This window comes from Mycoplasma sp. 3341 (genome assembly GCF_051549855.1).
In the GTDB taxonomy this organism is placed as follows: Bacteria; Bacillota_I; Bacilli_A; order Mycoplasmatales; family Metamycoplasmataceae; genus Metamycoplasma.
On sequence record NZ_CP196080.1, the window covers coordinates 625,082 to 650,353 of the forward strand.

A 25,272-nucleotide genomic window follows, 5' to 3' on the forward strand; every position below is an offset into this window, starting at 1 on the left:
CTTATTGTTTACATGTGGTTTTTTGCAGCAGGGTTTTAATTTCCTCAATTATTTGTTTAAACTCTAAATTCTTAGTAAAGCTATATAAGTCCTTATACAAATTTCACTTAGAGTGAATGTCATCATTGGTTTCAATCTCTTCTAAAATAATTTGTCATGAATCAAGCAAGTTAGCTTTTTGCCTTTTTATACAAACATCTTTGAGAGTTAAAAATAACTTTTTCAAATCTATTTCCTCTTCTTTTAATTTTCACAAAATATGCAGATCGTAAAAATCTTTCATTCTTGTATTAAAAATTCCATGATATAAAAGTGTTTGGAGTTTTTCGGCCAAAATCATTTCTACTGTGTATGAATTAATAGTAATTGCTTTGTTTTCTATTATGCTTTTATATTCAAAATCTATCGCTCTTTCAAGTAAAACATCATTAATTACTATATCAAAGACTATTTTATTAGTTATTTTTCCTAAGGTGAATTTTAATTTAACTTCGTATCCAAGAAAAATGTTATGAAATTTGGTTTTCTTTATTTCTTCCAACTCAATTTTTACACTATCATTTAAGCTAATTTTCAGTATCTCTAATAGCATTACTTCCAATTCTTTAAGTCCTAGTTTTTTTCCAATAACTGATGCATCCAAGTCTTTCATTGTTCTTCTATCTATACCAGTTATTGAAGATATTATTAACCCACCTTTAATAACAAATTTCTTTTTATGAGAACTTTTAGCTAATCTTTCAAGGAACCTTTCTATGAAAAAAATATAAAATAACTCGTCGTTTCTAAGGTTGAACTTTTTTGCAAGATTTTTTAGCCTATCTTTAACAGAACTTTCGTTATACATTTAAAAATGTTAATACTCTCTTTACTTTGTTTAAAATATTCATTTTCTCTGCATATGTCAGAAGTTTGGTTAAATTTTTATTTTTGTTCTGAAAATACTTTGAAATAGCACGAGCAAAAATCTCAGGATCAATATTTTTTTGTCATTTAATTACATCGCAAATAGTTCTTTCAACATCATAACAAGGAACCGCATCACCAAAAATGGTTTTTTTTGTTGACATACCTAATTCAAAAATCTCTTTTTTTACATAATGAACGTCAACATTTCCGTGCTTTTTGATTATATGTTTTGCATTATAGCCTTGCATGACTGTAATGTCATATCTTAAAGGTTCTCTTAGTGATAAATCATGAAAACTAAGCGCGGTAGCGTGAGAAAAAATAATGTTATTGTTCAATGAAATTTCTTTATAAACACTAAAAGGTAAATCTTTTTCTTTGTAAATACCTTTTTTAATTCTTTCTACAATACTTTTTTTCTAAATATCTAATTTTTCGTTGGCTTATATTCAAGCTTTTTAAATCATTAGAATTAACGAAGTTATTCTCGTTTAAAAAATTAAATAGTTTTTCCATATGTTATCCCTAATAAATTCATAGTCTGGTTAATTCACTGAGTGTACTTTCGATTTTTAAAAATTTCGCTGTTTTATGCAAAAGATTGGAATCGAATTTTGTACTCATAAAGTAGTCTTCAATTATTGAAGTAAAAAAAGTACTTCCATTTTTAAATTTTGCTTTAACTAAATCACAAAATGTTCTCTCTCAGTTATAAAACTTAATTTTCACATTATCAGAAATCTCTTTTTCGATGATTCCAAAATCGAAAATTTCTTTTTTTACATAATGAACTTTGACATTTTTATATTTTTTTGTAATGTGAATAACATTGTAACCTTGCGGAACAGTAATTTCAAATACACGAACTGGATCTTCATTTTTAAGGAGATTGACGGCTGATGAGTGTGAGAAAATGATGTTATTACTTTTTGAGGCAGTCTTATAAAAATCTAATTTTTTTGTCAGTCTTGTTTTCATAATTTTGTCACTTTCACTCTTTAAAAAACAAAAGTTAAAGAGTTTTTTAGATATTTAAATTTTAAATTAATAAATTTATTTTTATTGTTTTTTGCGTAACAAACTGTCTCTTATATGTAAAAATCAACCCAATTTGTAAGAATTATTAAGCATATAATGATTTTTGTACTAAACAATTTTCGTGTATAAGTAAAAATAAGATAGCTGATAAATGTGTTTTAAAAAGACTGAATTTTGAATTGTAAAATTGTTTTTAAATATGTTTATTTTAAAGTTTAACTTTTGGTAAATATTAATGTTTATGTGTTTTTATTTCATTTCTAAATTTCACCCATTATAAGTGTTATGGGTAAAATTTTAAGGTTATTTTCTTTTACTTAAAACTCAAAAAAATGCCAATAATTCAGTCTTTTTACTTGTTTTTTTTACTTAAAAAGTCTTTTAATTTTTTTGTTTTTTTCGTCCTTTAAAATTTCAAAAAACTTGTAATTTTACCTTCTGAAATTAAATATAATATTGATGCAAAATTATTACACAAGAAGGAAGAATATATGAAAAAGCTCGATATTTTAAATGCGGTAGCAACCCCATTACAAATTAATCCACTTATACAAGATCCTATATCTGCACAGTAACAATTACTAATAATGCTATCAATAACAAAGAAGATATCAATTTAGTTAAACAAGATGATAAAATTACAAGATTTATTGAAAAAATTAAAAGTGACAGCTATATAACTGATGTACTAAATGAACAAAGAAGCAACAAAAAAATAACAAATAAAAGTTTGTCAAAAATTGTTTCACATGTAAAAAGCATACTTTCTAATGAAGGTATAGAAATTCAAACTATTTCGGCTTCGGAAGAAAAAAATATGCTTAGCAAAGTAAAAAAAAATCAATAGATTCCATGCTCTCTAATATAAACAATGCTTCTACTTGAAAACCATCGAAAGATTTGCAAGTAAAAGATTCCGTAATTATAGATAAAGAAAAAGGGTATTCAATAAATTTCGATAGCAGTGATATAGGTCAAAATTCTAAAGACATACATTTAAAGCTTATTGAAATAAACACAAAATTAAAATATTTGGTTTCTCAAAAAGATGCTTTGAGCAATTTGAATCAAGGTTTAATTAAAGCCTCAATCGCTATTAAAACAGCCGCAGCTGTTGCTGCCGGAATCTCCGTCGCATCCTTTGTTGGTTCTTTTTTATTTCCCCCGCTAGCAGCTGTTGCTACTACTGCAGGATGGTTTGCAGGGATTTGCGGTGCAATTTCTCTTGGTATCGACATTGCCGTGAGCAAGAGAATGAACAATATTAATAACATTATCAAATTGGCTGAAGAACAAAGTTCGTCGCTTAAAAATGGAGCGGCATCCTTAATATTTGGAAATGTTTTGAACAAATCTATTTTTGAAAAAATTAGCAACTTAGCTTCTTTATCTAACATTGAAATTGCGCAAATAGGAACAAAAATAGGATCACTAGCACTTTCTACCATTTCTTTTGGACTTGATATTAAAGATGTTGTAAGTGAATTTCAAAAATTCTATGAAATAAATAGTTTAGTAAGTGAAATTAGAAATGAAATACAAAACTTGAATAAAATAAGTAAGAATTATCTAGACAAAGTTAGATGGGTTGTTATAGATGAAACCAAACAGTACGGTAATTATTCAGAAGAAGGTTATGGTGGTAAGAATTTAGTTATTAAAAACATAAAAACTGGAGAGATTTTCAATGTAAATGATTTAATAAATAAATCACAGTTCGAACTTAGATTGATGGGTCTACAAAAAGTTAATGATAGTATCAAAGGTTGATATGTGAGAACAATAAAGAATAATACCAAAATTGATAATCTTGGTTAATTAACAACTTAAATAAAGCGGGCAGAACCAATAATTCCTATCTCGCTTTTTTTATATGTTAATGTCTATTAGGGCAATTGCCTTTATGCATTTTGCAATTTTACTTTGTAAGAAGCACAAAATAAATATTAAATCAGGTTTTTTGTATCAATAAATTTTGTTGTAATTCCGTTTTTTTTTTTTTTTTGTTGTTTTTGTTAGCTTGTTACGCGTGTTTTTATTTTATTTTGTAAACATAAAAAATCACTGAAACTTAGTTATTTGAATATGCTTGTATTTTTTGGTTACAACATTTTTGTTTTATGTTTTCTTTCATTATTACTTTATTATTATTAATTATTCACAAATGAGTATTTACATTTTTTAAATATATCTACAACTGAGACTTAACCAAGGCTACATGATAGAGTTATATTTTATTGCAACATTTTGATATTAATCACTTTTCGAGTATTTCAATACTTTTAAATCGACATTTATTAAATGATATACATTAGTGATTAATAAATGTCTCTTTAACATTCTAGATGTTAAGTTTTTTTTTTTTTTTTTTGTTACTCTAATATTTCAAATGTATAGTTTATACCCAATCACACAAGAAAGAGATTATATGAAAAACATGAATTATGATTTAACTTTAAGTTCAAAACGAAATCTTTTGCCAGAGATCTTTTGTATAGAACTTGCTGTTTTTGGTTGTATTTTGCTTTTTGTACCTTTATTGTTACTTATCAGTAAATTTTTTCGAAAAAACAAATGAATTTCGAAGAGTGAGTATATTTCCGCTATAAGTCTTGTAATTTTTAATACTGTTCTTTTGTTTGTCTCATCTATATTAATGATTGTTTTTCATGGGCAATTGAAAAAAATGATTTTCATAGGTAATGTAAGTTGCTTTAATTTTGCTTGTATCTTTTTACCTTTTTATATTGTTAGTCTTCTTCTTTGGATTCCTATTTTACTTCAAATTAGATATTTAATAAAAAACGGACAAATTTATAAGTGTTTCGATAAAAATGAAATATTGAATATGGATTTCAGAAAATATTTATCTTTATTTGTTAAAGATGAATATTTGAAAAAGATAGAGCATAAATTTAGTAAATGAGCACGTTATTGCACAAATTGAGAAAAAATCAATCTAAATTTTGGTTTGTATAGACGAGTATATTCGTCAATTTCAATTTATGCCTATAGAGTATTGAGTTTTGTTAACAAAACAAAAATATGAAAATTAGATCTTAACAGACAAGAAAAAGCAAAAATTTTAATTTCTTTTGCTTGCAATTTCTTGGACGAAGCATATATTGATCGTTTTTTTTTGCTTTCCTTGATAGTCAAGTAAGTAAATCAAAAAAAAAAAAAAAAAAATAAACCAAGATAAAAAAGAATAAATCCTTTCCTTGGTTTATTGAGTTATTTTTTTAGATAGTGTGACAACGATTTCAATGTGGTGAGTTTGCGGAAACATATCGAAAGGTTGTACAAACTCAATATCATAATAATCTTTCAATTTAACCAAATCTCTCACTAATGTATGAACATTACAACTGATGTATCCAATTTTTGAGGGGTTTGCTTTTATTATATAGTCTATAACTTCCTGACTTAATCCAGCTCGTGGTGGATCAAGTGTGATTACATTGAAATCTGATAATTTAAGATTATTGATTACTTTTGAAGCGTCGCCCAGAATAAATTCAATGTTGTTTAGTTTGTTTGTTTTCATAGCTTCGTTAGCATTAACGATCGCTTGTTTAATATTTTCGATACCATAAACTCTATTGACTTTTTTAGATATAAATGAAGTTATTGTTCCAACACCACAATACATGTCAATAACTTTGTCACCTTCTTGTAGATTGAGTTTATCAATCATTTTTTTATACATCAAAACAGCTTGTTGAGTATTTACTTGAAAGAATGAGTGTGGGTATATATTGAATTCGAAATTTTCTAACTTTTGTGTCAAAAAATCAGTTCCTATCAGTGTTTTTAGATCGGTTCCAACAAGATTGTCTTTGTTTTTTGTGTCTTCTATGCTGCTAACGATTGAAACAACATTTAGCCAGTCATTCGTAATTTTTTGTATGAAATCTTGTGGCAATTCTTTCTTTATTTTATTGACAAAGACGATTTGTAGAAAATTGTCTATATCTGAACTTCGTGCAACAATTCTACTAATATTTGTTAATTTATATTTTTTAATTAGCGGATTTAAATATTGCAAAAATTTATTTATTGGTTCACTTGCTAAATCAAATGATGTTTGTTTTATGAATTCATGGCTATTCTTTTTATAAAAACCTAACTCAAAATCTTTAACAAATACAACTATTTTATTTCTATAGTTTCACTCTTTATCACTTGCCTGAATTTTATTGATATCAGTAAAATCTAACTGTCTTTTGAATAGATATTCAACTATTGATTGCTTGAAATTTAATTGATCTTGGTAATCTAAAATTGCAAGCGGTGCTACACCACTTGTAACTAGATTTTTATTGTTAATTTCTATTCTTTTAGGATTAGCTTTTATTAATCTAACTACTGAAGCAAAAGCAAAACGAGAATTAGCTTTAGTAATTTGAATGTCCGCCACTTCGTCTTCTAGCATCCCGAAAACAAAAATAGCATAATTTTCTGTCCGATACACACCTAAACCTTCATAACTGAACTCTGTTGTGTGTATATTTGTGAGTATTTCGTTTATTTTATACATTATTTACCTAAGCAAAAGTTTGAAAATATTGAGTCAAGCAAATCACTTTCTTTGCCTTTTCCAATAATGCTTGAAACTGCTTTTCATGCTTCAGTCAAATCAACAACAATAACTTCAGTACCAAAACCTTGTTCAAGAGCATCTAAAGCGTCGGAAAGATTATTTTTAGCGCTTTTAATCAACGAAAGTTGACGTGTATTATAGATTAGATCAGGGTTATTGAAATCAATGTTCGCAAATTGCTGCTTGATTAAATCCAAAAGCGACTCTATTTCGTTGTTTTTAGCCGAAATAAGAGCTTGATTAGGTTCGTGAGATATTTTATTAGTTGTTATTAAATCTGTTTTATTTAAGGCTTGTAAATAAATTTTCTCTTTGGCAAGTTGTTTAATTTGTTCGTCAATTTCATTTCATTTTTCTTTTTGGTCAACAACGTGAATAACAAGATCACTTTTTTCAATGGTTTGCTTTGCTTTTTGAATACCAATTTTTTCCACTATGTCTTCAGTGTCTCTAATACCCGCAGTGTCAATAAGATTAAACAAAACTCCGTCTAATTGAAATTGTGCCTCAATCGCATCCCGAGTAGTTCCTGCTATCTCAGTTACTATCGCTTTTTCTTCTTGTAATAAACAATTAAGCAATGAAGATTTCCCGGCATTCGGTCTTCCTACAATAGCAACTTTTATCCCTTCATAAACTTTCTGTGCATCAGAGCTAACTTTTATTAATTCGTCTATACCTTTGATTAAAGATTTAATTTTTGGTAAAAGAGTTTCATTTGTTAAAACTTCAATATCTGTTATTTCTGGGTAGTCAATATTAACTTCACAATTTCCAATTAAATACTCGATTTCATTCAAAAAAGCAGTTATTTTGTTTGAAAGCCTATTATCAAACTTATTAACACTCATTTTAACTTGTTTTTCGCTTTTTGCATGAATCAAATCATTTATAGCCTCTGCTTTAATTAAGTCGATTTTGCCATTTAAATATGCTCTTCTACTAAATTCACCAGGATCCGCAATTCTTGCACCATGTCTTAAAATTAATTCCAAAATCATATTTGAAACCACAACTCCACCATGAGCATTAATTTCCACAGTATCTTCGCCTATATAGTTTTGTGTTCCAGGAAATCATGCTACTAAAACTTCATCTATTTTTTGATTGCCATCAAATATTGATCCAAAAGTTATTTCCTTATTTTTACCTTCTTTACCTCTAAAAATTTTTTTAATAATATTTATTGCTTCAGGACCGCAAATTCTAATAATAGAAACAGCTTGATTAATTTTTCCTGAACTAATTGCCGTTATTGTATCTCACATAATAAATAAATTTTAAATTATTTAATGTTTATTTTAAGTTTAGTTTTTTGATTTTTTTTGATCTTATTTGTTTTCTTGTTTTATTTATTTAATAATATTTATATACTCTGTTTTTAACTTACAAAACTCAAAAAGAATCTTGTGTAAAGATATTTTTTATAAAAAAATATTGTCAAAAAAATGTTTGTAACTAAGAGTTATTGACATTGAGTAAAAATATAGTTATTTTTTTATAATTTAGGACATGAATTGAATTAAAAGCTCTAAAACACAATTAATAAATATTGAAAGTAGTAAATGGAAGAAATTCTTTTACCTTCGTTCAACAAAAATGGGTAGCATTTTAAGACTTTTGTTACTGCCTTTTGCATATTTGTCAGTGTTTTCTATTTTTTATGCCATTTTTGTCATTACAAAAGAAAATTATTTAATTAAAATCAATTATTCGTTTGTTCCAGAATGAATTAAAGTGTTGGAAACTTTATCTAAATTTCTTTTAGAATTGTTTCCTTTAACAATAACAATCAGTATTGCAATGTATTATTCCAAAAAGTTTGTCTTAGCAACATTTAGCTCAATAATAATATGAGTTGTATTTTGTTTTAGTCAAACGCTTTTTATACATAAAACATCAACAGACGGAATTTATCAAGTATTGTGATACAAAAACATAAATTCGTCTTATATTAATAATTTTTTAGGAATTAGTGAAATAAAAGGATTTTCTTTTAATTTTATTGACGCTATTTTGACAGGTTACTTAATTGGATTTTGTTTAAACAAAACCGAAAAGCACAAAACCTTTAAGTACATAAATTTCAATCGTGTTGTAATGTATTTTGCTCCAATGCTTGTTTTTGTTCTAATTTTTATTCACCTATTATTTATGGGTTTTTTTGCAACAAGTCTTTCATCGCTAAAGAATAATAGGTTTAGCACAAAAACATCAGCTTCTTTTGTTGTGGGATTATTAGAGCAAATTTTGATACCGTTCGGAATGAATAAATCACTTGTGAGCGATTTCACTACAGTTAATTTTGATCTCAATCAACAAGTATGAGTAATAATTAACAATCAGCCACAACAAGTTATTGATTCCTCTACTAAAAACATTGAAACATACAAAACATTACTTAATTCCAATTTAGATTTTGCAACAACAAAAGAACAATTGTTCAATATGTTGAATAGCAATTTAAATAAAAAAGAGTTAATAACAACTTTAGATAATTCATTTTTATTTAATATAAATCAGTTCAATCACAATTCATCTGCCTGATGAAAAAACCAGTCAAATTCAGTGTATTTTATTGATCCTAGCACCCAGCAAGCATTCAATTTAATGTTCGGTAAGTTCAATGTAGCCACTTTATTAAATTCATTATTCGTTATTCCATTTTTAGGAATCGTAATGATTTTATTAACCGACAAAGATCAAATAATTTTCACAACTCAAGTTGTAATTGCTTCAGTTCTTGGTTCATTTTTCATAGGTACAGAATACACAATAACACTAATTGTTTTAATGTCAAGCCCACTAATGTACATTGCTATTTTCTATTTGATTTCACCAATAATGCAATTAATAATAGCTAGAATTGGCTTGAGTGCAGAAACAAGTAATTATGGCTTCTTTGAATATATCAATATAGCAGCTAGAACACAGAATCAAACAGGAATTGCATTTATATTTATCTTTGCGTTACTAATTGGTTTATTAATAGCAATAGGATTTTACTTCTTTGCTTTGAAAACAAAGCCTTTTACACCAGGAATGGGTAATTGTAAGTCAATGGATGTATCAATCATCTTCGAATCAAGAAATTCCAAACAAAAACAACCCATTAATCTTGAAGACTCAATACCGACTCAAGAATTTTGAATAAATAACACGTCTAACACTAAAAAAGACACACAAAAATACAATTTAGAAAAATCCAACTATAGCGAAACCCAAGTCATGACTGGAGTTTATGACATTGAAAATAAAGAAGTAATTGAGCTAAATTTTGACAACAAAGAAAGAAAAACAGAATTTTTCATTTCTTCTCCAGTTGCGGGTAAAGTTGCTCAATTGAATGCAAACACTTGAGAGTTTAGTTTATCTAAATTTGGCAACAAAATAAACAGCCAAATATCAGGAATGGTGGAATCGTTCAATAATGTAACAAACGAAATAACGATAAAAAATGATAATTTCACAATAAAAATGCAAATTTTGTTTAAAGGTGATTTGAATAAATACACAATTTTTAAACAAATTCCCAACTCTTTTGTTCATCAAGGAAACAAACTTCTTGAATTTAGCTTTGAAAAAAATATTTTTGCTCGCAAATCTTTAAGAATTTTGCTTTCGATTGAAAGTAAAAATAACCAAAAAATAATTAGTCACCATAGTAAAAAATTTAGTGATGTAAATCAAGACACTCTCCTATTCTCAGTGGAGGAATTTAGTTAATGGCAGTAGCAATAATTGCAGAATACAACCCCTTTCATAATGGCCACATTTATCAATTAAAAAAAGCTAAAGAACTATTTCCTAATGATGAAATAGTTATAATATTGAGTTCCAACTATACACAAAGAGGCGATTTTAATGTTATGGATTTTGAACAAAGAAAGACATACGCATTAAAATATGGTGCTAGTAAAGTTATTGCTCTAGACTTTGATTCTTCAACCCAAGCAGCACACATTTTTGCTCATGGAGCAGTAAAATTAATAGCTCAGAATAACATTGACAAATTGTTTTTTGGTAGCGAAACAGATAATATTGAATCATTTTATAAAGCTGCCAGAACTTTAAAAAACAACAAAGAACAATATAATACAAACGTTAAATTTTGACTCAAACAAGGTTATTCATTTGTAAGGGCATCTGCTGAAGCGTTAAAAGAAATAAATGGAGAAAACTTTGTGCTACCCAACGATATTTTAGGTTTAGAGTACGTTAAACAGATAGTAGAAAATAACTATAAAATCGAAGCATTTTGTATGAAAAGGACCATAGGTTTTCATTCTTTAGAAACGAAAGAAAATTTTGCCAGTGCTTCAAAAATAAGAGAGATGATTTTTGATAAAAACGAAGATTATAAAAAATACACTCCTGTTGTTTTTTATGAAGAACCAGACAGATTGAAAAATCATTTTAGCTCAATCAGACAAAAAATAATAGACACAGATCCAAAAATACTTGCTGAACATAAATTAGTAAGTGAAGGCATTGAAAATTTACTCAAAAAACACTCAAATATTACTGATTTCGATGCTTTTGTTGATGCTTGCACAAGTAGACGCTATACAAAAACTAGAATTCAAAGAATTCTTTTATATATTTTTTTAGATATCAAAAAATAGAAAGCACAGAGAAAGCCCTTTGTGCTTTTTTTTGTTTAAAAAAACAAAACAAAAACACTCAAAACGAGTGTTAATAAATTATCTTTTTCTTTAATTTGTCCATTATTTCCAAAAGTGCTTTAGCAATAGGTTTTTCCCTAGAAGAGTGTCCTGCTTGTTCAATTATTTGTAGGTCTACAAATTTCAATTGTTTTGCTAATTCATAAGCTCCAGAAAGACGACAATCAACATCATATCTTCCATGAACAATAGTTGTTGGTATCAGTCTAATTCGGTGCATATTTTTTAAAATTTGGTTTTCTTCTATAAAGCAATTGTTAGCAAAATAATGAGTTTCCATTAGTGAAAAATTTATTGTATCCTGAACTCTAGCGATGTCTCTTCTTTCTGGAACGAGAGTAACAAGACCATTTTCTCAATCTGCTCATTTTTTTGCAGCTACGAAAGATTTACGCATGTCAGGAAGTTTGATTTTTTCATAGTAGAAACTAATTAGAGTTTTTACATCGGTTGTTTCGGCAAAACGAGTAAAAATTTCATAATCACGAGGAAAGAAATTACTTGCTCCATTTGCACCATACAATCACTCTAAATCACTTTGACGACCTAAAAATATTCCCCTTAACACCATTTCTATTACTTTATCAGGATGAGTCTGAGCATATAAAAGACTCAAGGTTGTACCTCAAGAACCACCAAACAGAATTCATTTTTCAATTTGCAAATGCTGTCTAATTTGTTCCATGTCATTTATTAAATCTTGAGTTGTGTTGTTTTCTATTTTAGCTGCTGGTAAACTTTTACCACAACCACGCTGATCAAAAAGAATAACACGATAATATTTAGGATCAAAATATTTGCAATCATCACGACTAGTGCCGCCACCTGGACCACCGTGAACAAAAATTACTGGTATACCATTCTTTTTGCCAGAAACCTGATAGTTAACTGTATGTCCATCAATTTCTAGCTGGTATTCTTCAAATTCGTTGTGTTCATAAAACATTATAATTTTTTCGAAACTCCTATTGAAATTGAGTCTATTCCAGCGTGAATCATTGTTGAAGAAGAAGCTAAACGAGTGAAAACAGGCACAATTGAATACTTAGCTAATGTTTCATTAGCAAAATCTATTAATTGTCCGTCCCCGGTTTGCAATATTCAAAAATCATAAAATTGAATATTTTTTTCACCACCAATGAATTCAATTAGTTTTTCTACTACTTTTACAACAGCCGATTTGTGAGTTTTCTTTACTCCATCAACAGTAACTCCATCTTGATTTTTAAGTAAAGGAACCAGCTTTAGAGAAGTCATTAAAATCTTTTTAGCTCCCTTTAATCTTCCACCTTTAATAAATGGATCTAATGAAGCAGGAACAATGAAATTTAACGAGCTTTCGTTATATTCTTTTAAAAACTTAATAACTTCAGCATCTGATTTGCCATTTTCAAGCATGCTTTTTGCTCTTTGTGCCATTCATAAATATTGCTCGCCATTAAAATTATTGTCAAAAATAATAAATTTTGATTTGTTAATATCGGCAGCAATCGTTTGAAGATAACCACATTCACTTGATAAGTTACTATTAATAGGAAGAATTACAACTTTATCATACTTAGAGTCTAATTCTTTCATCAAATTTTCCATATATAAGAAAGGCGGAAGTGAAGTTTTGGCTTCTTTTTTTTCTCTTAATTTCAAAAGAACTTCAACCTTGTCAATCTCTATACCCTCTAAATAATTATTATTGTTAATATTTATTTGAAGTGGTAAAAATTCAAAACCATATTCTTTTAATTCGTCTTTTGTGTACCCCGAATACGAGTCTAATACTACTCCTATTTTAGTCATTAGTTATCCTTTCTGTTAGCAAAACGTCCTTGTTCACTTTTAGTATTTTTGCTAAAAATTTGTCTTTATTAAAATCCTCAATTACAACCTTAATGTTACGTTTCTTAGCATATTCCAAAAAGCTCATGAATTTTAGAAAAATGTTATTGTCATTAAACATGTTAGTCATTTTCTTAGAAATGAAAACATATTCAGTTGGATAGTTACTGATCATTGAGTAAAAAGTTGTGTTAATTTCAACAAAACCTCAATACGTTTCAATGTTACGTTGTTTAAATTCATTCATTCTTTTAATGACTTGTTCTGATAATTCTTCACTTTCTAAAAAGCAAATTAGTTTCTGTTTTGTAGGTTCTATTAAAGGAATTGTACTATCCCTTAAAAAAACATATTCACTATCTTTGAAGGAAACGAACTTAACTTTGTCAAAATTGTCCTCATCAAGTGGAAAAATATTATTGTAGTAATTTGTCTTTAATGATGATGTATTAAGAATTAAACTACTGTAGTTATCTAAACTTTGCAACTCAGAATCAATTTTCATTGCAACAATTTGATTTTGTGTGTCTATAACTAAATGTTGATCTTCTATTATTAGTTTCTTTTCAACAAGGGCTTGCGTTTTCTTGTAAGCTGAAGTAAATTCATAAATAACATTTTCGTCAAAATCTTGCACTTTTACTTGATAAAAATTGTCGTGCTTTGCTCCTAATAGAGTTAAGTAGTCCAATAGAATTTGACCACTCAATAGACTGCAGTCAAAGTGTGCATCAACAAAAATAACTGTTTGACACTTCTTTTGATTTACTAAATCTTGCATTTTAGCAACAAAATACTTGTGTACCTTTTTGCTAACTACTTGACTTTTAGGAACAACACTTAGTACAATTGCATTATATTGTCTATAAAAAACATAGTTTATGTTGTGAAATTTAGCCAGTCTTTTGTATATTGAGTTCAGTACATTCGCTCTTTGTGAGTACTGGTGCTCGCCTAGCAAAACAACAAAATTGAGCGATTTGTTCATTTCCATAAACTCAAATGGCTTACGTAAAAAGAAAATATTAGTTTTGTGGCTTTTAGAAACTTTTTTTCAAGCAATAACACCTACAGTTTTTGATTTTGTTGCTAACTTTTCAATCATTAAACGACATTGATATTTTTCTTTGTCTGTGACATTTTTAAGATTTAAAACAATATCAATATTTTTGTTGTTGTCTAAAAAGTTTGCAAGTGAATTCACACATAAGCGAGCACTCTCTGTAACAAAACTTTTACTAAAATCCTCAAATGATATTCAATATCCGCGGGTTAAGTTTTTATTATGAAAAATTCTAGTTTTATTTTTCTTATTAACTTCTGAAGCTAAAAGTTTTACCCTGTTTTCTTCAAAGTCAAATGTAAAAGAAACAGTGGCATTATTGTTGACAATAAACTTGTAATAACAAAAGTAAATGATAATTCCAAGTGCTGCCAAACAAATAATTAGTACCACAATTAAATAACCAAAATTCATGATTAATCTTCTTTTTTGCGGATAGATGGGTGAGTTTTGTTTAGTGTTTTAATTCCGTCACCTTGGAATTTAACATGTATTACATCACCTTGCACTTGAAGAACTTTTCCTTCTCCAAATTTAGAGTGAATGATTGAGTCACCTTCAATAAGATTATTTGTATCTTCGGTTTCACTTTTCGCAAACATTGAGGCAATATGAATACCTCTTTTTCCACCTTTTACACCCGCTTCACTAATAAAACGACTTTCTTGTCCATTTCTTGCTGCTGAAAAGCTTAAGAACAATTTCTTTTTAGCTCGTGTAAAAGCAACATAAGCCAGACGTCTTTCTTCTTCTAGTGCTTCAATCTGTTCTGAAGATAGTTTATTAAACAATAAACCTTTTTTCTTTGTGGAGTCATTGTTTTTAACATTAAGAGCACGCGCATTAGGAAAGACTCCTTCAGCTAAACCAGCAACAAAAACGTAGTCAAATTCTAATCCTTTAGCATTGTGTACTGTCATTAAAGCAACAGAACTTAAAGGATCTCCACCAGGCTTTTCATTACCTAAAATAACAACTTCTTGTAAGTAGTCGGTTAATTCTTTGTTTTTGTTTTGTTCTTCTCATGCGTCAATAGCATTAATTAAAGCATTGAAGTTTTCTTCTTTTGCTTCCAGTGTTTCAGGTTGTACCTTTAACGATTCAAAGTATTTTAATTCGTCGTACATTAATTTTCTAAGAATTAGTGTAGGTTTTTGTTTGTGTTTAAAAATTTGAGTTCTTGCTCATCTAACTTTATTAACAACATCAGCAAGACCTTTCATTGTTTTCATATTAATTTTCAGTGTTTCGTAAATTTCTTTAATATGTTCTTCAATAGCCGTAAACATTAAAACATCTTTTTGCAGTGAAAAATCATAAAGTTTACGTACTGTTTCCTTACCAACCGCTCTAGCAGGCTTGTTAATAACTCTTTGTAAAGATAAATCATCAGGAGCATAAATTAGTTGAAGGTAGGCTAGGGCATCTTTAACCTCTTCACGTTCATAGAATCTTTGTGTACCAACAACATAGTGATTAGTGTTGTCATTGATTAAAGAACCTTCAATTGCACGTGAGTAAGAATTTGCACGATAAATGATAGCAATATTCTTAAGTTGCACACGGTTTTTCTTTAGTTCATTGATTTTCATTGATATTCAACGCGCTTCATCTTCATCACTGAAACCACAATTGAATTCAATGTCTTCACCTTCTTCATTGTCGGTGTAAAGTTTTTTCTTAATTCTTAATGAGTTGTATGAAATTAAGTTATTAGCAGCATTAAGAATTTTTTTAGTTGAACGATAATTTTTTTCTAACAATATAGTTGTAACGTTTGGAAAATCCTTTTCGAAGTTAATAATGATATTAATATCAGCATTTCTTCAAGAATAAATAGTTTGGTCAGGATCTCCAACTATTGTAATGTCACCTTTTTTAGCTAAAACTTTTACAATACCATACTGAACGTGACTTGTATCCTGGAACTCATCAACTAAGACATAATCAAATTTAGATTCTCATTTGTGACGAGTAGCTTCATATTTAGGATTATGGAATAGATCATGTACATAGACTAGCAAATCATCAAAATCTAAAGCTTTACCTCTCTTTAGATATTCAACGTATTCTTTATAAATTGTTGGTCTTAAATCATTTTTATCTTCTGCATTTTCAAGACTATGTTTTGGTTTTCTTAGTGAGACTTTTTCTTTAGAAATATAAGAAAGCACAGAATCATAAGTGTAATCTTCATTAGTTATATCGAGTTTGTCATAGACTAATTTTAAAATTTGCCTTTGCTCAGGGTCATCAATTATCTTAAAATCATTCGGTATACCCATTACATGGATATCACTTCTTAAAATTTTGGCACATAAACTATGGAAAGTAGAAACGTGTGGATGTTCTTCACTCGAGCCGATAATCCGCACAACTCTATCCAGCATTTCATCTGCTGCCTTTTTAGTAAAAGTAACGGCCAAAATTTTTGACGGAACAATTTCTTTTTCTTTAATTAAGTAGGCTACTTTGGTAGTTAAAACTTTAGTTTTACCACTACCTGCCCCAGCAATTAATCTCAGTGGTCCTTGGGTGTGTTTTACTGCTTCTAGCTGCTTTTCATTAAGCATAGTCAAATCGAGATGTTCTGTACTCATTCAAAACCTCCTAGTCTTAAAATTGAATGTCTATGTCAGGTAAGGGTCTGCTTTTTGGCTTTACAGACTTTTGATCTCAACTACTAATTCTTTCAGTAGTGTATTTGTTTTTGTAAACTGTGTATGTTTGCGATAGTGAGTCATTTCATCCTATTTTGTTAGGTTTAGCAACCGAAAGGATGAACATAACTTCAATCAATAATGCTAATGATGTTAGTGATAAAGGAAAGGTGACGAAGGCTCTAGTTATTGGTGGTAGTTCAGTTAAATGTTTTCTTTGGAATGCTACTTGTTCAAAACTTTCTGGACTTATTAAAATCATTCAAGCCCACATTACGATTATTCAAAAAATTGCTCCGAATGATTGTCTTGACAGTAAAGCAAGAAAAAGATTTTGTTTTTTCTTTTTTGGAATGATTTTGACTCTGAAAATTCACATTATCACTGTTTGACCTTTAGTTAGGAATGGAATTAATATTCATCAGCTAAAAATAAAGATTATTATTAAACTTAGTCAAACGTAATACAAGTAATTTTGTCTAAAACTAACATTGTTTTTGTCTGGACTTATCATTGCGAAAGTTATTGCGAATAAGAAGATTAAGAAAACAAATAGATCTGAGAATGTTATGGTGAATCTAATTCAAAAACCAACTTTTTTATTGGTTGTTACTATTTCATTTTGTGCCATTAGTAAATTTTGTGAAAAATATCAGATCAGTATTTTTCGTCAACAAGTTTAGGATCGATTAAAGCAGATCATTTGTATCAAGCAAAGTAACGATTTTGTGTTAAGTCAGGATTTGAACCATAAATAGCAGCCAACTCTTTTGCTAGCACATCTTTAATGTTTTGTGTTTTCAATGTTTTTCCTAGAACGATGAACATTTTTCATTGTTTTATGAAACCAATGTATCCTGCTAGAAAAAGTCGATAGTGAATAATGTGTAGCAAGTTCAAAGCATCTTTTAAATCATCACTTGCTTCTTTTGTTTGGTTCAAAATTTGTTTTCATTCAAGATTGATTGATTTAACATTCAAGTTAGCAAGTTGGTAGTTTCAATCTCTAACTTCAATGCTTGATGTGTAAAAATATGTTGCTGCTTTTAAAAAAGCGTTAACTGTAATATCGATTGAGTATTGTTTGTTTGTAGATTTTAATGTTTTATTGTTTTCGTAGATACTTAATGCAAGTTTGTTAGAAAAAACTTTATTGAAGACAACAGGAGAAGTAACTATCAATGGTTCTCAATTCTCCTTTAAATTAATAGTTTTTTCTTCAAATGGTTTTGTGGGTGCATCATGGCGCACTAGACCTCGATAAACCGCTTTGAACTCAATGATGTCTGCTTGTTGTGATTTCTTAATTGCCTTTGTTACTCTTGTAACGAAGTCTTCATCCAATTCAGTGTTTGAAAACAAAATGTAAGAATAAGGTTTATCACTTTGTTTTAAAGCTTCATAAATGACTGAATTTAAAGGTTGATGCTTTGAGTTAATAACTAACTTTATTTTGTTTGCATCAAAGTTTTTTAGAGCTTCATTAATCGCTACCAAGTGTTCATCTGTTGGTTTATCAATAACTATTGAAACTGAAAAGTTCCGCGAATTTTGTTTATAAACTTGTTTCAAGATTTCATGAACTGAATTGTCTGGGTTGTAAATAGGAATAATTATTTCTAACATAAAACCTACATCTTCAAGTTTCCAGTTGTTCTTGGGTAAGGGATAACATCACGAATATTAGACATTCCAGTTACATACATTACTAATCTTTCGAAACCAATTCCAAAACCTGCAGATTGAGCATCACCGAATCTACGCAAATCTAAATATCATTGCAATGGTTCAATATTCATATTTAGTTCATTCATTCTATTTAACAATTTGTTGTAATTTGTTTCCCTTTGTGATCCACCAACTAATTCACCAATTCCTGGAACTAGCAAGTCAAAAGCAGCCACTGTTTCGTTGTCTGGGTTTTGATACATGTAAAATGCTTTGATTTGTTTTGGGTAGTTTATAACTGCCACAGGCCCACCAATAATTTCTGAAGAAAGAAATTTTTCATGCTCTGAAGCTAAGTCAGTACCGAAAGCAAAGTTTTGCTCTTCAAATTTTTCTTTGTTTTGTTCAAGAATTTTTAAAGCTTCACGATATTCAAGTTTTGTTAATTTAGTATTAATGAATTTATCCAATGTGTCAAGAAGATCAGCTTTAACATTTTTAGTCAAGAATTCAAACTCAGCAGGATGTTTTGCAATTGTTTTTTTGATAACTGTTTTTAATAAATCGTCAGCAAGATCAATGATTTTATTTAAATCATAGAAAGCACATTCAGGTTCAATCATTCAGAATTCAGCGGCATGACGTGATGTGTGTGACATTTCAGCTCTAAATGTAGGAGCGAACGTATAAACATTCTTATACCCTAGGGCATAAGATTCAGCATGCAATTGTCCAGTTACTCCCAGTGTTGCTTTTTGCTTGAAAAACATGTCTTCATTCTCGTCGTCAACAACAAAAAGTTCCCCAGCACCTTCTCCATCATTCGAAGTGATAATGGGACTATTTACATAAACGAAGTCATGATTTCTAAAGTAATCGTGTACTTCTTGAGCTAGTGTTGAACGGATTAACATAACAGTTTTAAGTAGATTTGTTCTGTGTCTTAAGTGTGGAACTTCTCTTAAAAAATCTAATGTTGTTTCTTTCTTTTGAATTGGATAGTCTTCGTCAACGTTAGCAAGCAATTTAAAAGAATCAGCTTTAAGTTCGACAGGTTGTTTTGCTTGTGGTGTTAGAACTAATGTTCCACTTACCTCAATAGCAGCCCCACTTCTTGCTGATTCAACTTCATCTAGATTAACATTTTGTTCGTTTAGTACAACTTGTAAGTTTTGCACTGTGCTTCCATCATTAATTTCGATAAATCTTATTTTTTTATTTCCTCTATTTGTTGCCACCCATGCTTTAATTGCAAAGTGTTTACCATCATGTTGTTGGAGTGAATCATATAATTTTTTTATTGTCATCTTTTATCCTTTAACCATTAAATAAATATGTTAATATTTATAATTTTACCAAAATATAGTTACAAAAGCCTCTTGTAGTGAGTGTGGAATGAAAAAAAAACACGGAAAATCCGTGTTATTGTCCTACCGGTAAGTCGGTTACATTTTTATTTGGTCCGACACTATCATTTCATTTTGAAATATGATAATTCAATCAAAAACCATTTTGTTTTACAAATTGCTCTCATTGGCCAAATAATTTTGGAGCAACGTCACCTAAAGTGTTGGTGTGGTATATAAACTGGTGATAGAAATGTTGAAACTGAGTATACAAGATTTGTTTATCTTCACTAAAACGATAAATAAAGAATGGAACTTCGACTGAAGGTTGTCCATTTTTTTCGGTCAGTCAAAGTCTTATAAAGAAGTTTTGATTAATTTTTGCTGCAAAAACTCCGCTGGCATCAGAATCAACATTTTCAATTGGAACAATACTTTCCACTTCAGGTCATTTTGAACGATAAGTCAGACTCACATATTTAGAAGGATTTTGTATGATGTCTTTTTGTGCGCTTGAATATTCCACTGAAGGCTTAAAGTTATATAACTTAGGAATTTGCTCAAATTGACTATCAACACCTGAGAATGCAAAATTGAAATGATTTAAATGTGTTAAGTATCAGTATCATTTGTCACTTAAAAGTTGAGAAATTTCAGTTTCCAAATTACTCATTTTCAAGTTATTTGCTTCAGTGTTTTCACTGAAAAGAGACTGATATTCAGTAATTTTTTTATTTAAATCACTAATTCATTCCTGACTAACTTTTTGACTTTCTTTAAAAGTGTTGATTTCAGCATCACCCTTATTAGCAAATACGAAATTTTTCAAGAAACTATCAATGTTAATGTTACTATTTTCATCAACTTTTTTGATTGGTGCAGGAATGGGATTTTCATCAACAAACTTGATTGAACAAGACACACTAGCAAACGAAATGGCAGTTAAAGACAATAAAGAAAGCGAAGAAAGTATAAAGAATTTTTTATTTCTTAGCATAATAGCTTTCCACTTGACTGAAATAGAATTTTTCCAAATCGTCTAAAGGATTAAAATCGCCTGAGTAAACAATATTTCCCTTGTCAATAATGGTTACATAATTAGTGAAACGATTAACTTCATGAAGTTCATGTGTAGAAATAAAGATTGAACGATTCTGGGCAACGAAACCATTAAGAATATTAAATAACTCACGACGAGATTCTGGATCCAAGTTAGCGGCAGGTTCATCCATTATCATCAATTGCGGTTGACTAATCAAACATTGAGCAAGCAGTGCTTTTCTTTTTTCACCACTCGAAAAATTGATTGGTTTTTTGTTTGCAAATGACTTAATGTTTAGTTTTTCAATAATTTCTTCAGTACGTTTTTTTGCTTCATTTTTACTCAAACCACTCAATAAACCAAAAGAATAAATGTATTTTGTTAAATTCAATTCCTTAGGGAAGTTTGGGTTTTCCGGCATGTAAGCAATTTTAGCTTTTGCTTCGGCTTGTGTATTTTTCAGTCCGCCAATAAGAATTTGTCCTTCATAGTTAGCATAAGCGCCAACAATTGATTTAATAGTTGTTGTTTTTCCAGAACCGTTTGAACCAATAAAAACGTGAAATTTACCAGGTAAAATATCAAAGTTCAATTCTTTAATAGCGTAATTTTGCTTGTCATAACTTTTTGAAAGTGATTTAACTTCAATAATTTTTTCCATTATCTAAAATCCTTTCTACGTTGCGCTCAAATAGTAATTAATGTTAAGAAAACAATTAATATCACTCACACAGGAATTACTGCGGACGCAGGAACTATATTTGCTTTTCTTTGAATTAAATATACATTATTTATGTGTGAAAAAAGATTCATATTTGAGTCTTTTGTTAGTTGGTAACGAGCAACTTTTTGATTGGTTTTATCACTATCATTTTCTGGTTGTAAGACAGTCAGGATAGGCATAAATGAGCTATATCCTCCAACAAAATAATTTCTTGTCTCGTATTCATTCATATAAACTTTGAATTTATATTGCTGTGGTTTTGTTTCGTTATCCTGAGTGTTGTAATTTAAAACGACTGATTTGTATAAAGAACTTTGGTTGAAGTTATAAAACAGATTATAGTATGCTACCACATATAGATAAATTTGTTTTTCATGATTTAAAACAGAAGAATCGAATCATTTTGCAATTTGGTTTAATTCTAAATATTTATTCATCAATTGATAAATTTTGTCATTAAATTCATCAACGGTTAATTGCTTATTGAAATCATTTTTGAAATCGTTTTTGAATTCGTTTTGATAAATAGAACTATGTAAGAGAGAAGAAATAATGTTTCATTTAAGCCTTCCAACAAAGTTTTCGATATTTGAAAATCCAAAACTATCTTGTGCTAATTTTTCATTAGTATCAGCTTTTTCTCAAGCGTAAATAATTTCATTAGTAGGTCATTTTTGTTGAGCATAGTCAATGTCGTCATTGATTAGTGGTGCTGTAGGAACTAGTGACACAATGTTTTTTTGCTCTTGACTCATTTGTTGACTATTAATTAGTTGATAACTATATTTCAAATCATTGTTGTTTGAATAGTTAATGATGTTATCTAAAAATTTGGACTTATTGTTTTGTAATGTATTAATTAAATCCGTTCCGTTTTGTGTCATCATTGTCGACATTTGGTAAGGAATATTTAATCAGGCAAGACTTTGAGCGATTGCAGCATTATCTTTCACTTGATTGAATAAAGTATTCAATTTTTGTTCTGGAGATGTTGAATAAGTTGACTCATTAGAAGGTTTTATACCTCCTTTAATGTCTCTTGGTTGTCTATCAACAATGTAAAAACTGTCATCGTTTTTGTTAGTTGCAAAAGAATATACATTTAAATCGTTGTAATTATTATTTAATTGCTTAGCCATTGATTTAATAGCAGGCTCAGCAAAGTAAGAACTGAATGTTCCTAGTAAAAATAATGGTACAAAAACAGTAGAAGCCAATGTTGAAGCCAGTCTTCTTGAAGAACGTGTACAAATCAGTGCTGTTATTAAACCAAAGAAGCAAAATCCGAAAAGACTTGTGACAAATGAACCACCCACTAAGTATTTATAGTAAGTAGTGTATTGACTTGCAACAGGACTTAATCCTATAACAAATGCAAGTAACACTAACAAGGCGTTTAATAAACTAAAGGCAAAGAAAATTAAAATTTTTACATTTACCATACTATGTCTACTTACTGGTTTCGAAGTGACAATTAATTCCATTCCGTCTGTTTCAATACTTTTAAAAATATTAATAGCTAAAAGATTAGAAAACACAACTGTGTTGACTAAAGATAAAACAATCGGTGCGATCATAAACATTTGCAATTGATACAAATTGTTGGCTGCAAGACACATAAAACTTAGTCCAAGAGTTAATGCAAAACCCAAAATCGGCATCAACAATGTCGATTTCTTATTTATCAAGTAGTAAAGTAAGAACTTTAAAAAGTTTGTTTTTAAATTGATATTAGTCATTTTTGTCTCCTTGAACTATAAAATCTGCAAATATTCATGAAACATATGATCCAAATTTATCTTCTACTTTTGCTAACTCAAAATCTGGATTTCATCCTGAATCAGGAATGTCTAAGCTAATAAAATCATTTTTTGCTACCAAGTCTCTTGAAATATCAATAATGTATGGTAAAACTTCAGAAGCTGAGTAGTCTTTTACCTCTTTGTTGAATGTTCTTTGAAAACTTCTGAAAGCATTATCGGGAGCAAAAGTTACAGTTTTCAGTCTTGAAGGTGTGTTATTTGTTCATTTTTGCTCTTTAACAATATTTAACTTTAAAAAAGTGTCATTAGGATATTTGAATAAAAACAGTTGCGTCGAAAACTGATAATTATCACCTTCTTTAGGAGTAGGTTGGTCACTCCATAGTCCACTTTTAAGCGGAAACTTTTCACTAGCATAATCAATTATCTGGTTTGAATTCATTTGTCAAGTGATGGGAAGCGAATTGCGATAAGTTGCTCTGAAATTAGTGCTGTCTGATGTTTTAGCAAACTGATAACCAACAGCAGTAAAGCAATTTACACGATAAAGAAGATACAGTCAGTTTTGTCTTTTGAACTCATCTCATTGATCACTGTATTTTGTAAATATCAAAGGATTGTATCGATTAGGTCGTCAAAAATCAATTTTTCTAATTGAAACTATTGCTGCATTTGTTTGCAAACGAGCAAAAGAATAATTAGCATAAATTTTTTCCATTTCTTTATCAAGTTTCTTGATATTTTTTTCTAACAATTGTGAATCAATATATTCTTGCTTTTGCTTGTCTAATTCTTCCTGACTTTGTTCATCCCAAAAATCTTTTTTATAAACTTCATCTAAGACGCTTTGGACAGCATTTTGATTCAAAAAAGCTTTAACATCAAGATTAAGATTATTTTTAATAACTGGATTTTCTTGTTCAGTTGTAACACAAGACACAAGACTTAGCGGCGTTAAAATACTCAGTGAAACAGGTAAAAATAGTTTTCATTTTTTAAACATTGTTTAACCTCTTAATGTCATAAGGAACTATATCGATGTCTTTGATTGAATCGTTTTTTGTTAAATTTACAACAACATCAAAAGCATCATCCATTGAAATTTCTGCATCTTTATCATCTTTTTTAAATTTGTATATTCTTGGTTCCAACATAATTGCTCCAGTATTGCGATAGACATACATTGCTTGATACGTATCGTCACTGAATTTAAGCATGATTCAATAACTATTTTTATCTTTGTTGTATTGGTATTTCAAATCTACCAATTTGTTAGAAACACCAGTAATTTGAAGGGCTTCATTAGGATAAACCACAGCAAAATCTTGCGGATTGTTGTATGCAAAACTTGGAGCTTGATGTAAGTCACCAACAAAAGTGAAATCACTTCTTCATTTGAGCGCTAAATATCAGTTTTCTCGTAAAAGTTGATAGAAAAATTCTTGACTTGTTTTAATGTCAGGAATTCTCACCAATGTGGAGCTAATGTTTTGATAAGAAATATCTTCTCCTTTTATATAGTAAAAAGTTTGTCCGTTAAAATAAAGCATCGCTTCACGCACATTTTTAATATAAAAGTTGTCCACTTCTAGTTCTTGCATTCTTGCAAGAAAAGAAGCTTTTTGCAAGTTGGCTTCATCTTGAGTTTTGTCATTTTCAATTGGATCATAAACTAATGAAAGAAGTTCATCCATCTTTGCATTTTTGAACTCTTCCTGATTGTTATTTTCTTCATTTTTTGTGTCATTATGAGTACTTTTTTCACTTTTGAGCTGATTACAACTCAAAGGAATTAAAGGTGTAATTGAAACAACCGAAACAAACGATGAAAAAGCCAAGATTTTTTTAATTTTCGCTGACATTTTTCTCCTTTGATATATGGCAATTATATATAAAAATCTCAATAATTACAAAAAAAATTAACTCAAAGGTAATAAT

21 protein-coding genes are annotated in these 25,272 nt (G+C 29.1%); 4 read left to right on the forward strand and 17 right to left on the reverse strand.

Annotation, left to right across the window (positions count from 1 at the left end; all coding sequences use genetic code 4):
* Position 1: 1 nt before the first annotated feature.
* From ACSH40_RS02830 to ACSH40_RS02840, 3 genes are all read right to left on the reverse strand, one after another.
* Entirely contained in the window at positions 2-847 is an 846-nt protein-coding gene (locus tag ACSH40_RS02830) for a nucleotidyl transferase AbiEii/AbiGii toxin family protein (RefSeq protein ID WP_438341485.1), read from the reverse strand.
* Positions 840-1,247, reverse strand: a complete 408-nt coding sequence (locus tag ACSH40_RS02835) for a type IV toxin-antitoxin system AbiEi family antitoxin domain-containing protein (protein ID WP_438341486.1) — start codon at positions 1,245-1,247, stop codon at positions 840-842. Before ACSH40_RS02835 ends, ACSH40_RS02830 begins: the two co-directional genes overlap by 8 nt.
* Positions 1,248-1,434: 187 nt before the next feature.
* Positions 1,435-1,887, reverse strand: a complete 453-nt coding sequence (locus ACSH40_RS02840) for a type IV toxin-antitoxin system AbiEi family antitoxin domain-containing protein (protein WP_438341487.1) — start codon at positions 1,885-1,887, stop codon at positions 1,435-1,437.
* Between the two features lie 912 nt (positions 1,888-2,799).
* Here ACSH40_RS02840 and ACSH40_RS02845 point away from each other — a divergent pair.
* Positions 2,800-3,765 carry a hypothetical protein gene (locus ACSH40_RS02845; RefSeq protein ID WP_438341488.1) on the forward strand — a complete coding sequence of 322 codons (966 nt, stop codon included), beginning with the start codon at positions 2,800-2,802 and terminating at the stop codon, positions 3,763-3,765.
* A 610-nt stretch (positions 3,766-4,375) separates the two neighbouring features.
* Positions 4,376-5,110: a hypothetical protein gene (locus tag ACSH40_RS02850; protein WP_438341489.1), complete on the forward strand. Its 735-nt coding sequence runs from the start codon at positions 4,376-4,378 to the stop codon at positions 5,108-5,110.
* Between the two features lie 63 nt (positions 5,111-5,173).
* On the opposite strand, the gene rlmD is transcribed toward ACSH40_RS02850, so the two are convergent.
* Positions 5,174-6,487 carry a 23S rRNA (uracil(1939)-C(5))-methyltransferase RlmD gene (gene rlmD, locus ACSH40_RS02855; protein ID WP_438341490.1) on the reverse strand — a complete coding sequence of 438 codons (1,314 nt, stop codon included), beginning with the start codon at positions 6,485-6,487 and terminating at the stop codon, positions 5,174-5,176.
* The gene (gene mnmE / locus ACSH40_RS02860) at positions 6,487-7,818 is read right to left on the reverse strand and encodes a tRNA uridine-5-carboxymethylaminomethyl(34) synthesis GTPase MnmE (RefSeq protein ID WP_438341491.1); all 1,332 of its coding nucleotides are present in this window, start codon (positions 7,816-7,818) and stop codon (positions 6,487-6,489) included. Before mnmE ends, rlmD begins: the two co-directional genes overlap by 1 nt.
* Positions 7,819-8,062: 244 nt before the next feature.
* Here mnmE and ACSH40_RS02865 point away from each other — a divergent pair, with 244 nt between their 5' ends.
* Positions 8,063-10,276 carry a hypothetical protein gene (locus ACSH40_RS02865; RefSeq protein ID WP_438341492.1) on the forward strand — a complete coding sequence of 738 codons (2,214 nt, stop codon included), beginning with the start codon at positions 8,063-8,065 and terminating at the stop codon, positions 10,274-10,276.
* Complete coding sequence (locus ACSH40_RS02870; RefSeq protein WP_438341493.1) at positions 10,276-11,175, forward strand: nucleotidyltransferase; 900 nt, start codon at positions 10,276-10,278, stop codon at positions 11,173-11,175. The genes ACSH40_RS02865 and ACSH40_RS02870 overlap by 1 nt, the downstream gene beginning before the upstream one ends.
* 70 nt (positions 11,176-11,245) lie before the next feature.
* Here the strand turns inward: ACSH40_RS02870 and pip are convergent, their stop codons facing one another.
* The 12 genes from pip to ACSH40_RS02930 all read right to left on the reverse strand — a co-directional run bounded on the left by pip (position 11,246) and on the right by ACSH40_RS02930 (position 25,196).
* On the reverse strand, positions 11,246-12,181 hold the full coding sequence (pip, locus tag ACSH40_RS02875) for a prolyl aminopeptidase (protein WP_438341494.1): 936 nt from the start codon (positions 12,179-12,181) through the stop codon (positions 11,246-11,248).
* Positions 12,181-13,029: a DegV family protein gene (locus tag ACSH40_RS02880; RefSeq protein ID WP_438341495.1), complete on the reverse strand. Its 849-nt coding sequence runs from the start codon at positions 13,027-13,029 to the stop codon at positions 12,181-12,183. Before ACSH40_RS02880 ends, pip begins: the two co-directional genes overlap by 1 nt.
* On the reverse strand, positions 13,022-14,545 hold the full coding sequence (locus tag ACSH40_RS02885; protein WP_438341496.1) for a hypothetical protein: 1,524 nt from the start codon (positions 14,543-14,545) through the stop codon (positions 13,022-13,024). The genes ACSH40_RS02880 and ACSH40_RS02885 overlap by 8 nt, the downstream gene beginning before the upstream one ends.
* Before the next feature lie 2 nt (positions 14,546-14,547).
* The gene (locus tag ACSH40_RS02890) at positions 14,548-16,731 is read right to left on the reverse strand and encodes an ATP-dependent helicase (RefSeq protein WP_438341497.1); all 2,184 of its coding nucleotides are present in this window, start codon (positions 16,729-16,731) and stop codon (positions 14,548-14,550) included.
* A 16-nt stretch (positions 16,732-16,747) separates the two neighbouring features.
* A complete protein-coding gene (locus tag ACSH40_RS02895) occupies positions 16,748-17,422 on the reverse strand; it encodes an RDD family protein (RefSeq protein WP_438341498.1) in 675 nt (224 codons plus the stop codon).
* Positions 17,422-18,417 (reverse strand): glycosyltransferase family A protein, encoded by a 996-nt coding sequence (locus ACSH40_RS02900; protein ID WP_438341499.1) that lies wholly within the window; start codon positions 18,415-18,417, stop codon positions 17,422-17,424. The genes ACSH40_RS02895 and ACSH40_RS02900 overlap by 1 nt, the downstream gene beginning before the upstream one ends.
* Before the next feature lie 5 nt (positions 18,418-18,422).
* Positions 18,423-19,766: an asparagine--tRNA ligase gene (asnS, locus tag ACSH40_RS02905; protein WP_438341500.1), complete on the reverse strand. Its 1,344-nt coding sequence runs from the start codon at positions 19,764-19,766 to the stop codon at positions 18,423-18,425.
* Positions 19,767-19,881: 115 nt separating this feature from the next.
* Positions 19,882-20,802 carry an aromatic motif membrane protein gene (locus ACSH40_RS02910; protein ID WP_438341501.1) on the reverse strand — a complete coding sequence of 307 codons (921 nt, stop codon included), beginning with the start codon at positions 20,800-20,802 and terminating at the stop codon, positions 19,882-19,884.
* Positions 20,789-21,508 (reverse strand): ABC transporter ATP-binding protein, encoded by a 720-nt coding sequence (locus ACSH40_RS02915; RefSeq protein ID WP_438341502.1) that lies wholly within the window; start codon positions 21,506-21,508, stop codon positions 20,789-20,791. The genes ACSH40_RS02910 and ACSH40_RS02915 overlap by 14 nt, the downstream gene beginning before the upstream one ends.
* On the reverse strand, positions 21,508-23,310 hold the full coding sequence (locus ACSH40_RS02920; protein ID WP_438341503.1) for a hypothetical protein: 1,803 nt from the start codon (positions 23,308-23,310) through the stop codon (positions 21,508-21,510). Before ACSH40_RS02920 ends, ACSH40_RS02915 begins: the two co-directional genes overlap by 1 nt.
* On the reverse strand, positions 23,303-24,337 hold the full coding sequence (locus tag ACSH40_RS02925; RefSeq protein ID WP_438341504.1) for an aromatic motif membrane protein: 1,035 nt from the start codon (positions 24,335-24,337) through the stop codon (positions 23,303-23,305). Before ACSH40_RS02925 ends, ACSH40_RS02920 begins: the two co-directional genes overlap by 8 nt.
* A complete protein-coding gene (locus ACSH40_RS02930; RefSeq protein WP_438341505.1) occupies positions 24,330-25,196 on the reverse strand; it encodes a hypothetical protein in 867 nt (288 codons plus the stop codon). The genes ACSH40_RS02925 and ACSH40_RS02930 overlap by 8 nt, the downstream gene beginning before the upstream one ends.
* Positions 25,197-25,272: the final 76 nt, after the last annotated feature.